The following is a 9,692-nucleotide window of genomic DNA, read 5'->3' as shown; positions in this document are numbered from 1 at the left end:
ACGCGAGCCCCTCCCCTTCAGGGGAGGGGTTGGGGTGGGGCATCGCCTCACACTGCCCGCCTGTGGAGGCGCCCCACCCCCAGCCCCTCCCCTGAAGGTGAGGGGTGGGTTCACTACATGTCATCCTTCTCTAGATCGGATGCCCCTCGGTATCGCGCAGCACCTCGCGCCGACCGACATGGTCCGGCCGCCCGACGATGCCATCCGTCTCCATCCGCTCGATCAGCCGCGCCGCCGAGTTGTACCCGATTCGCAACTGCCGCTGGAGCCAGGAGGTCGAGGCCTTCTGGCTCTCGCACACCAGCTGGATCGCGGCGCGATATTGCTGGTCCTCGGCCGAGTCCTCGCCGGTCGGCGCGCCATCGAGCGCGAAGCTCTCCGCCGGTTCCTCGGTGACCGAGGAGATGTAATCGGGCTGTCCCTGCGCGCGCCAGTGATCGGCGACGCGGTGCACTTCGTCGTCCGAGACGAAGGGACCATGGACGCGGACGATCCCCTTGCCGCCGGGCATATAAAGCATGTCGCCGCGCCCCAGCAGCTGCTCGGCCCCCTGCTCGCCCAGGATGGTGCGGCTGTCGATCTTCGAGGTGACGTGGAAGGAGATGCGGGTCGGCAGGTTCGCCTTGATGACGCCGGTGATGACGTCCACCGACGGCCGCTGCGTCGCCATGATGAGGTGGATACCCGCCGCGCGCGCCTTTTGCGCCAGACGCTGGATCAGGAATTCGACTTCCTTGCCCGCCGTCATCATCAAATCGGCCAGCTCGTCGACGATCACGACGATCTGCGGCAGCGGCTCGTATTCGAGCTTTTCCTCCTCATAGACCGGCTGGCCGGTCTCGGGGTGATAGCCGGTCTGGACCTTGCGCCCGAGCGGCTGGCCCTTGGCCTTGGCCGCGCGCACCTTGTCGTTAAAGCTGGCGAGGCTGCGCACGCCGACCGAGGACATTTGCCGATAGCGGTCCTCCATCGTCTCGACCGCCCATTTCAGCGCACGGACCGCCTTGGCGGGATCGGTGACGACCGGCGAGAGCAGATGCGGAATGTCGTCATACATCGACAATTCCAGCATCTTCGGGTCGATCATGATCATCCGGCACTGCTCGGGCGTCAGGCGGTAGAGCAGCGACAGGATCATGCCGTTGAGACCCACCGACTTGCCCGAGCCCGTCGTACCCGCGACCAGCAGGTGCGGCATGGGCGCGAGGTCGGCGACCACCGAGTCGCCCGCGATATTCTTGCCCAGGATGATCGGCAGTTGGGCGGCCTGATCGGCGAAGCTCTGCGACGCGACCAGTTCGTGCAGCGACACCATCTCGCGCTTGGCGTTGGGCAGTTCGATGCCGATGACGTTGCGGCCCGGAATCACCGCGACGCGCGCCGAGATCGCCGACATGTTGCGCGCGATATCGTCGGCCAGCGCGATGACGCGATTGGCCTTGATGCCGGGCGCGGGCTCCAGTTCGTACATAGTGACGACGGGGCCGGGGCGAACCTCGACGATCGCACCCTGCACGCGGAAATCGTCGAGGACATTTTCGAGCAGGCGCGCATTGCGCTCCAACGCCGCCTTGTCGATCGTCCCCGCCGAAGAGGGCGGCGCGGGGGTCAGCAGGTCGAGGCCGGGCAGCTGATAGGGCGCGTCACGGTCCGCCGCCGCCTTGGGCCGGGCGGGGGCGGGCGCGACCTGGCGGTCGGCGATGACGGGGGCGGGGCGATCCTCGCGCACCGGCACCGCCTTGCGCGCCAGGGTCAGCGGCCCCTCGTCCTCTTCCCCGTCATCGTCGTACAGCGCGCTGTCGTCGTCATCCCACGGCACGCCGTCCGCGTCCTCGCCCGAGGTGGCCCGACGCCGCCGCAGCCGCGCCAGCCCGCGCTCGGCCAGATCGAGTTCCAGGCTGCGACCCCATAGATACGCCCCGCCCAGCCCGAAGGCGAGGCCGGCGACCGCCGCGCCCCAGGTGACGACCGCCGGCTGTCCGCTGAACGCCAGCGCCCAGTCGACCAGTCCGGCGACCGACAGGCCAATCACCCCACCCCAGCCAGCGGGCAGCGCCAGCACCGCCGAGTCGGAGACGAAGGACAGCGCGCATGCCATCAGCGCGACACCGATCACCGCCTGGCGCAGCATCCGCACCCAGCGCCCCGCCGGGCGATCCCGCCACAACCGGGTGGCGATAATCGGCCCGACCGGCAGGATCAGCGCGACCGCCGGCCCGAACAGGGTCAGCGCGATGTCGGCGATCCAGGCGCCGGGCAGCCCCAGCCAATTGGCGGGCACCGCGCCCGAGGCGGTGTTGAGCGCAGGGTCGCTCGCCCGGTAGCTGGCGAGCGCCAGCACCAGCATCAGCGTGACGGCGAACAAGGCGATCGCCGTGACCAGCGCCCCGCTGCGCACCGCCCCCGCCTTCACCGTCTCGCGCCATAAAACGGGCTGCGCGCGGCTGGCCATGGCTGTTGTCCTTCAGGAATGTCCGAAAATCCGGGAAAATTCATCGCCTCTGACGGTTTCCACGTCAAGGCGCGAGGGGCGTCCGATTGTCGCCCCCCGCATTGTTTGCGACCGCCTGACGGTCTAGGAGCATGGATATGGATAGCGACGTCATCATCCTCGGCGGCGGCCTGGTCGGGGCGACCCTGGGCGTTGGCCTGGCCGCGCATGGCCTGTCTTCGATCATCGTCGATCCCGCCGATCCGGCGGTCGTGCTGGCCCCCGGTTTCGACGGACGCGCCTCGGCGGTCGCCTCGGCCAGCTGGCGGATGCTCGATGCGATCGGCATCGGCGCGAAGCTGGCGGGGCAGGGTTGCGAGATTCGGCATATCCGGGTCAGCGACGGGCTGGAGCCGGGCGCGCTCGACTTCATCCCCGATGCCGATGACGGCGCGCTGGGCACGATGTTCGAGAACAAGCTGCTGCGCCGCGCGATCCATGCGACCGCCAGCGAGGCCGAACTGGTCGACCTGCGCATGCAGACCCGCGCGGTGTCGGTCGAGCGCGGTCCGGCGGGCGTCACCGCTACCTTAAGCGACGGCACCACCGTCCGCGCGCCGCTGCTCGTCGCCGCCGAGGGACGCCAGTCGCCGACACGCGAGGCGGCGGGGATCAAGGTCGCGCGCTGGTCCTACGACCACAAGGCGATCATCAGCGCCTTCCACCACGAGGTCGCGCACGAGAATATCGCGTTCGAGATCTTCTACCCCAGCGGCCCGTTCGCACTGCTGCCGCTGCCCGACGATGACATCGGGCACCGCTCGGCGATCGTCTGGTCGGTGCCGGGGCGGGATGGCGACGGGATGCTGAAGCTGTCCGACCGCGCCTTCCTCGCCGAGGCGGAGAAGAGCATGGGCGGGTTTTTGGGCGCGCTGTCCCATGCGTCCCCCCGTTCCGCCTATCCGCTGGGCTTCCACCGCGCCGCGACGATGACCGGCGAGCGGCTGGTACTAGTCGGCGACTCGGCGCACGGCATCCACCCGATTGCGGGCCAGGGGGTCAATCTGGGCTATCGCGACGTCGCCGCCCTCGTCGAGGTGCTGGTCGAGGGCAAGCGGACCGGCATGGACTTGGGCGATGCGGCGCTGCTCCAGCGCTATCAGCAATGGCGCGGGCTCGACACGCTGATGGTGTCGGTCGCGACCGACAGCTTCAACCGCATCTTCGGCATACCCGGCAAGACCGCCAGCGCGGTCCGGCGGCTGGGCATCACCGCGATCAACCATATCCCGCCGATCAAGAACCGCTTCATGGCCGAGGCACGCGGTGAAACCGGACAATTGCCCCGGTTGTTACAGGGCGTGATGGTCTGAACCTTCATGAGCGAGATGGCGATGCGGCCCGACATCATTCCCTGCCTCCGGTACGAGAATGCGCCGCACGCCATCGATTTTCTGTGTGACGCCTTCGGGTTCGTACGGCAGGCGGTCTTCGCCGACGCCGACGATCCCCACATCGTCCACCATGCGCAGCTGGTCTGGCAGGACCGGATGGTAATGGTGTCGAGTGCACTGTTCACGCCGCACGCCGCCATTGCGGGATCGAAGACGCCGGCCCAGGCGGGCGGGGTGACGATGGAGCTATATCTCGTCGTCGCCGATGTCGATGCCCATGCGGCGCAGGCCCGCGCGGCGGGCGCGACGCTCATCGCGGAGCCAGCGGACAAGCCCTATGGCGGCCGTGGCTATGCCGTGCGTGACCCCGAAGGCCATATCTGGAGCTTTGGCAGCTATGATCCCTGGGCCTGACTATCCCGGCTATCCCACCCGCCCCGCGCGCGGGCCGATCCGCGACCGGCGCCAGCGCGGCGTTGCGCGCGGCATGGGCGCGGCGCTGCTGGTCGTCATCCTGACCCTGGTCGTCAGCTGGAGCTTCGCGCCCGTTCTATCGCCGACCGACCGGGTCCTGCGCGCGGTCGCGGCGGCCACGGTGGCGGCGTTATGGCTGGCGGCGGCGATCGGCCATGTCGCCGCGCTCCGCTTCGAATCGCCCGCCGATATCGATGCGGCGGCGGGGGGCGGCGGCGATTCGCCGCGCATCGCCATCGCGCAGGCGGTGCTGCGCAACACGCTGGAGCAGGTGGTGCTGGCGGTCCCGGCCTATATCGCGCTGGCCTGGGTGGTCGAGGGATCGGGCGCGATGGTGCCGATGCTCGCCGCGCTGTTCTCGATCGGGCGGACGCTGTTCTGGGCCAATTATGCGCGCGGCGCGGCGGCACGGGCGTTCGGCTTTGCGCTGGGTTTCTATTCCAGCGTGGCGGCGCTGGTCATCGTGCTGGTGGCGTTGGTGGGGCGGATCATCTGATCCATCCCGCCCCCCGTTCAGCCTGAGCGAAGTCGAAGGCCACGGGACTCACTATCCGCGAGTGCGGAACGTGCACTTCGACTTCGCTCAGTGCGAACAGAGGTTGGGAGGCGGGACGGCGTGGGGGCTCAAAGCTCCCGCGCTTCCTCGACCAGCATCACCGGCACGCCGTCGCGGATCGGATAGGCGAGCCCCGCCGCCTCCGACACCAGTTCCTGTGCGGCCTCGTCATAGCGCAGCGGCGTGCGCGTAACCGGACACACCAGCCGTTCCAACAACCACGGGTCCAGGCTCATTGCAGCGTCACCCGATCCTCGCCGTCATGGCGACCGAAGAATTGCATCAACTGGATGATAAGCTCGGCACGCTGTTCGAGATCGGGCGCCTCCAGCAGCGCCTGTTTGGCGGCCGAATCGAAGGGGGCGATCTGGGCGATGCCGTTGACCAGGCTCTCGTCATCCAGCCGCCCGACCGAATCCCAGTCGACGGCATAGCCCTGAAGATCCGCGAAGCGCCGCGACTCCTGCTCCAGCGAGGCACGGCGGCCGAGCGACAGGAAATCCTCGTCCGCCACCGGCAGCAACTCCGCCTCCACCTGGCGGAAGGGCGTCGTCACCTCCAGCTCGCGCTGGATGCGGAACAGCGATACGCCCTCCAGCACCAGATTGTAGCGGCCATCCTCCATCGCCTCGACCTCGGCGATGCGGCCGACGCAACCGACCTGATAGAGCGCGGGCTTGTCGCCCTCCCCCGCCGGCTGGACCATGCCGATCCGCCGGTCGCGCGCCATCGCGTCGGAGACGAGCGCCCGGTAGCGCGGCTCGAAGATGTGCAGCGGCATCGGCATCCCCGGAAAAAGGATCGCACCCGCCAGCGGAAAGATCGAGAGCCGCGCCATCTGCTTATCCGAACAGGATCGCGGACAACCGCCGCCGCTGCTGCGACACCCAGGGGTCGGTCATGCCGACCACCTCGAACAGCTTGAGCAGCTGCTGGCGCGCGGCATCCTCGTTCCAGCCGCGGTCGGCCGCGACGATGTGGAGGAGATTGTCCGCCGCGCCGTCGCGGTCGCCCGCTGCCATCTGTGCATTGGCGAGCGCAAACCGCTTCTCGTGATCGTCGGGGTTGGCCGCGACCTCGTCCGCCAAGCCGGCATAGTCCGCCGCCGGCGGGGCCGACCGCGCCAGCGCGATGGCGGCGATGGCCCGGTGAATCGCAGGGTCTTTCGCCAGAGCCTCGGGAAGCGCCTCTGCGGCCGCCTCGGCCGCGGCAACCTGCCCCGCAGCGAGCAGCGCGCGGATATGCCCCGACAACACGGCGGGATGCTCCGGCGCCATGTCGAGCAGCTGTTGGAAGATCGACAGCGCGCGCTCGGCGTCACCGGCCTCCAGCACCTCCTCGCCCATCGCGATCAGCGGTTCGAGTTCCGCCGCCGCGTCCGACGCTTCCGACTGGATCGGCAGCTGCTTGAGCAATTGGTCGAGCATCGTGCGCAGCGCGCTTTCGGTGCGCGCGCTGGTCAGGTCAGCGACCAGCTGGCCCTGGAACATCGCATAGACGGTCGGGATCGAGCGGATCTGGAATTGGTTGGCGATGAACTGGTTCTTGTCGGTGTCGATCTTGGCCAGCACGACGCCCTTGTCGGCATAGGCCTCGGCGACCTTCTCCAGCGTGGGGCCCAGCGCCTTGCACGGCCCGCACCATTCCGCCCAGAAGTCCAGGATGACCAGCTTGGTCATCGACGGCTCGACGACATCGCGGCGGAAGGCGGTGACGGCTTCCTTGTCGGCGGGCGACATTCCCAATGTGGCCAAAAGACGCTCCTTCATGTGTTGCTCGGCCCTATGTGGGCGAACGGGTGCGGTAATGAAAGGTGGGTGGGTAAATCAGCCGTTCAGCCGCGCGATGGTGCGATCGCGCCCGATCAGCGGCAGCAGTGCTGCCATGTCCGGCCCCTGCGCCCGGCCGGTCAGCGCGAGTCGCAGCGGCAGGAACAGCATCTTGCCCTTGCGCCCGGTCGCCTCCTTGAGCGCGGCGGTCAGGGCATGCCAGGGATCGGTGCCCCAGTCGATCTGACCCGCGACCTCGGCCGCCTGCGCCAGATAGGCGCGGTCGTCCTCGGGCGGTGCGGGCGCGTCAACCGGCCCCTCGATCACCTGCCACCAGTCGGCGGCTTCGGCGACGGTATTGAGGTTCGGGCGCACCGCTTCCCACTCCGCCGCACCCATGCCGGTGGGCAGCCGGTCGGCGACCGCTTCATACGGAGTCTGATGGAGGATGCGCGCATTGAGCTGCGCCAGCTCCGCCTCGTCGAACCGCGCAGGCGCACGACCGAAGCGCGAGAAGTCGAACCCGGCGATCAGCGGGGCCATGTCGGCGACCGGCTCGACCGGATCGCTGGTGCCGATCCGCGCGAGGAGCGCGCGCACCGCCTGCGGTTCGATGCCGATCTCGCGGAAATGATCGACGCCCAGCGAGCCGAGTCGCTTGGACAGCTTGCCCTCGTTCCCGGTCAGCAGCGCGGCATGGGCGAAACGCGGCAGCTCTGCCTTCAACGCCTGGAACATCTGAATCTGGAGCGCGGTGTTGGACACGTGATCCTCGCCACGCACCACCTGGGTCACGCCCATGTCGATGTCATCGATCACCGAGGGCAGCATATAGAGCCACGTCCCGTCGGCGCGGCGGATCACGGGATCGCTCATCGTCGCGGGGTCGAAGCGCTGGGGACCACGCACCGCATCGTCCCATTCGATTGGCGCACCATAATCGAGCTTGAAGCGCCAGTGCGGACGAACGCCTTCGGCTTCCAGCTTGGCGCGATCGTCGTCGGTCAGCGACAAGGCGGCTCGGTCGTACACCGGCGGCAGACCCCGCCCGAGCTGAATCTTGCGCTTCAGGTCGAGTTCCTGCGCCGTCTCATAGGCGGGGTACACATGGCCGCCTGCAACCAACTCGGCGAACCGTGCCTCGTACAAAGCGAAACGCTCGGATTGACGCACCTCGCTATCCGGGATCATCCCCAGCCACGCCAAATCCGCCCGGATCGCCTCGACATAGCGTTCCTCGCTCCGCTCGGCATCGGTGTCGTCGATGCGCAGCAGGAAGCGTCCGCCGGCCTTTTGCGCATACATCCAGTTGTGCAGCGCGGTGCGGATATTGCCGACATGCAGCCGCCCGGTGGGCGAGGGAGCGAAACGGGTCACGGTCATGGCCTCGCCCATAATCGGGGAATCACCTTTGCGCTATTGTGACAGCGCGATTAAGGGGGCGGGCATCACTGGGCTGTCTGCGGGGACGGGGTAACCACCATGAAATTGATGACCGGCAATGCGAACCTGCCGCTGGCGAAGGCGGTTTCGGCCTATCTGGAAGTGCCGCTGACCGAGGCGCTGGTGCGCCGCTTCGCCGATGAGGAAATCTTCGTCGAGATCCAGGAGAATGTGCGCGGCGAGGACGTGTTCGTGATCCAGTCGACCGGTTATCCGGTCAACGACAATCTCATGGAACTCCTCATCATGATCGACGCGCTGAAGCGTGCGTCGGCGCGCCGGATCACGGCGGTCATCCCCTATTTCGGCTATGCCCGCCAGGACCGGAAGCCCGGCCCGCGCACGCCCATCTCGGCCAAGCTGGTGGCGAACCTGATCACCGTCGCGGGCGCCGACCGCGTCCTGTCGGTCGACCTCCATGCCGGTCAGATCCAGGGCTTCTTCGATATCCCGACCGACAATCTCTATGCCGCGCCGGTCATGTCGGCGGACATTCTGGCGCGCTTCAAGAACGACAACCTCATGGTCGTGTCGCCCGACGTCGGCGGCGTGGTCCGTGCGCGCCAGCTCGCCAAGCGGCTCAACAACGCGCCGCTCGCCATCGTCGACAAGCGTCGCGAGCGCGCGGGCGAGTCGGAGGTGATGAACATCATCGGTGACGTCGAGGGGCGCTTCTGCATCCTGATCGACGATATCGTCGACTCGGCGGGCACGCTGTGCAACGCGGCCGCCGCGCTGCGTCAGGCGGGGGCCGAGGACGTCGTCGCCTATGTCACCCACGGCGTGCTGTCGGGCGGTGCCGTGGCACGAGTCGATGGCTCGGAACTGCGCGAGCTGGTCATCACCGATTCGATCGGCAACCACGAATCGATCAGCGGCACCGGCAAGATCCGCCACCTGCCGATCGCCCCGCTGCTGGGCGAGGCGATCAAGCGCATCGCCGACGAAACGAGCGTGTCCAGCCTGTTCGATTGATTTGGGGGGCGTGGCGATCATCGTCGCCCGTCGCCTGCTCAGCTAAGCGATTCCCGTGGCCTTCGACTTCGCTCAGGCTGAACGGAGGTTGAGGCTAACCATACGCTCCGTTCGCACTGAGCGAAGTCGAAGCGCACGGGATACGCTTACTACAGGAAAAAATTCACCGATTCCCCAGGCTGACGATATGCTCGAACACCGCCGGATGAAGCGGCTTCGAGAAGGCGCAGCCATATTTGAAGCGATCGCGCCACGCGATCACCGCCTCCATCGGCGCGAGGCCCGGCAGGGTCAGCCAGACGATCGTGCCCGGCCACAGGGTGAAGCTGGTCTCGGCGCGAAAGCCCTCGGGCGACAGGTCGACCACGTCGATCTCGAAGCGGGTCTGACCCTTGTCGCGCAAGTGGGCGCGCATGCGCACCGCGTGACGCAGCGAACGGCGTAGCTCCTGGCCGGGGACCGGCTCGAATGGCGGTGTGAAGACCGGTTTTTCCATGACGCTCCCCTTAGCCGGAAGAAGGTTACTTTTCCGCCAACACCATTCCCACTTGGCCGCACGACGGCAGGGCGGCGGCCCCCGACGCGGCGCTGTGGCTCGGCTCCCGGCGCCTTCGACGTCCGTGCGGCGCATCCTACCATGCGGATCACTT

At 67.8% G+C, this 9,692-nt stretch carries 10 protein-coding genes; 4 read left to right on the top strand and 6 right to left on the bottom strand.

Features of this window, described 5'->3' with window-relative positions:
• Positions 1–130: 130 nt before the first annotated feature.
• Complete coding sequence (locus ACQKJZ_RS02885; RefSeq protein ID WP_427729909.1) at positions 131–2,452, bottom strand: DNA translocase FtsK; 2,322 nt, start codon at positions 2,450–2,452, stop codon at positions 131–133.
• 137 nt (positions 2,453–2,589) lie between these two features.
• On the opposite strand from ACQKJZ_RS02885, the gene ACQKJZ_RS02880 reads away from it, so the two are divergent.
• Genes ACQKJZ_RS02880 through ACQKJZ_RS02870 form a run of 3 tightly spaced genes read left to right on the top strand, consistent with a single transcriptional unit; the run spans position 2,590 to position 4,795 of the window.
• Positions 2,590–3,804: a UbiH/UbiF/VisC/COQ6 family ubiquinone biosynthesis hydroxylase gene (locus tag ACQKJZ_RS02880; RefSeq protein ID WP_427729908.1), complete on the top strand. Its 1,215-nt coding sequence runs from the start codon at positions 2,590–2,592 to the stop codon at positions 3,802–3,804.
• 15 nt (positions 3,805–3,819) lie between these two features.
• On the top strand, positions 3,820–4,239 hold the full coding sequence (locus tag ACQKJZ_RS02875) for a VOC family protein (RefSeq protein WP_427729914.1): 420 nt from the start codon (positions 3,820–3,822) through the stop codon (positions 4,237–4,239).
• Positions 4,223–4,795 carry an MAPEG family protein gene (locus tag ACQKJZ_RS02870; protein ID WP_427729907.1) on the top strand — a complete coding sequence of 191 codons (573 nt, stop codon included), beginning with the start codon at positions 4,223–4,225 and terminating at the stop codon, positions 4,793–4,795. The genes ACQKJZ_RS02875 and ACQKJZ_RS02870 overlap by 17 nt, the downstream gene beginning before the upstream one ends.
• Before the next feature lie 128 nt (positions 4,796–4,923).
• Here ACQKJZ_RS02870 and ACQKJZ_RS02865 read toward each other — a convergent pair whose 3' ends face one another.
• The 4 genes from ACQKJZ_RS02865 to gltX all read right to left on the bottom strand — a co-directional run bounded on the left by ACQKJZ_RS02865 (position 4,924) and on the right by gltX (position 8,007).
• The gene (locus ACQKJZ_RS02865) at positions 4,924–5,091 is read right to left on the bottom strand and encodes a Trm112 family protein (protein ID WP_007405277.1); all 168 of its coding nucleotides are present in this window, start codon (positions 5,089–5,091) and stop codon (positions 4,924–4,926) included.
• Positions 5,088–5,693, bottom strand: coding sequence for an LON peptidase substrate-binding domain-containing protein (locus ACQKJZ_RS02860; protein WP_427729906.1), 606 nt, complete (start codon positions 5,691–5,693; stop codon positions 5,088–5,090). The genes ACQKJZ_RS02865 and ACQKJZ_RS02860 overlap by 4 nt, the downstream gene beginning before the upstream one ends.
• A gap of 4 nt (positions 5,694–5,697) precedes the next feature.
• Positions 5,698–6,594 (bottom strand): tetratricopeptide repeat protein, encoded by an 897-nt coding sequence (locus ACQKJZ_RS02855; protein WP_427729913.1) that lies wholly within the window; start codon positions 6,592–6,594, stop codon positions 5,698–5,700.
• An 87-nt stretch (positions 6,595–6,681) separates the two neighbouring features.
• The gene (gene gltX, locus ACQKJZ_RS02850; protein ID WP_427729905.1) at positions 6,682–8,007 is read right to left on the bottom strand and encodes a glutamate--tRNA ligase; all 1,326 of its coding nucleotides are present in this window, start codon (positions 8,005–8,007) and stop codon (positions 6,682–6,684) included.
• Between the two features lie 99 nt (positions 8,008–8,106).
• On the opposite strand from gltX, the gene ACQKJZ_RS02845 reads away from it, so the two are divergent.
• The gene (locus tag ACQKJZ_RS02845; RefSeq protein WP_312490148.1) at positions 8,107–9,042 is read left to right on the top strand and encodes a ribose-phosphate pyrophosphokinase; all 936 of its coding nucleotides are present in this window, start codon (positions 8,107–8,109) and stop codon (positions 9,040–9,042) included.
• Between the two features lie 163 nt (positions 9,043–9,205).
• On the opposite strand, the gene ACQKJZ_RS02840 is transcribed toward ACQKJZ_RS02845, so the two are convergent.
• Positions 9,206–9,538: a PilZ domain-containing protein gene (locus ACQKJZ_RS02840; protein ID WP_427729904.1), complete on the bottom strand. Its 333-nt coding sequence runs from the start codon at positions 9,536–9,538 to the stop codon at positions 9,206–9,208.
• Positions 9,539–9,692: the final 154 nt, after the last annotated feature.

The organism is Sphingomonas sp. NPDC019816, assembly GCF_050274375.1.
Lineage (GTDB): Bacteria > Pseudomonadota > Alphaproteobacteria > Sphingomonadales > Sphingomonadaceae > Sphingomonas.
This window is presented reverse-complemented; position numbering and strand designations above follow the sequence as displayed.

Coding starts and splice junctions, on each gene's coding strand:
- ACQKJZ_RS02865 (WP_007405277.1), bottom strand. CDS start 5,091: ATGAGCCTGGACCCGTGGTTGTTGGAACGGCTGGTGTGTCCGGTTACG.
- ACQKJZ_RS02860 (WP_427729906.1), bottom strand. CDS start 5,693: ATGGCGCGGCTCTCGATCTTTCCGCTGGCGGGTGCGATCCTTTTTCCG.
- ACQKJZ_RS02880 (WP_427729908.1), top strand. CDS start 2,590: ATGGATAGCGACGTCATCATCCTCGGCGGCGGCCTGGTCGGGGCGACC.
- ACQKJZ_RS02855 (WP_427729913.1), bottom strand. CDS start 6,594: ATGTCGCCCGCCGACAAGGAAGCCGTCACCGCCTTCCGCCGCGATGTC.
- gltX (WP_427729905.1), bottom strand. CDS start 8,007: ATGACCGTGACCCGTTTCGCTCCCTCGCCCACCGGGCGGCTGCATGTC.
- ACQKJZ_RS02840 (WP_427729904.1), bottom strand. CDS start 9,538: ATGGAAAAACCGGTCTTCACACCGCCATTCGAGCCGGTCCCCGGCCAG.
- ACQKJZ_RS02845 (WP_312490148.1), top strand. CDS start 8,107: ATGAAATTGATGACCGGCAATGCGAACCTGCCGCTGGCGAAGGCGGTT.
- ACQKJZ_RS02875 (WP_427729914.1), top strand. CDS start 3,820: ATGGCGATGCGGCCCGACATCATTCCCTGCCTCCGGTACGAGAATGCG.
- ACQKJZ_RS02885 (WP_427729909.1), bottom strand. CDS start 2,452: ATGGCCAGCCGCGCGCAGCCCGTTTTATGGCGCGAGACGGTGAAGGCG.
- ACQKJZ_RS02870 (WP_427729907.1), top strand. CDS start 4,223: ATGATCCCTGGGCCTGACTATCCCGGCTATCCCACCCGCCCCGCGCGC.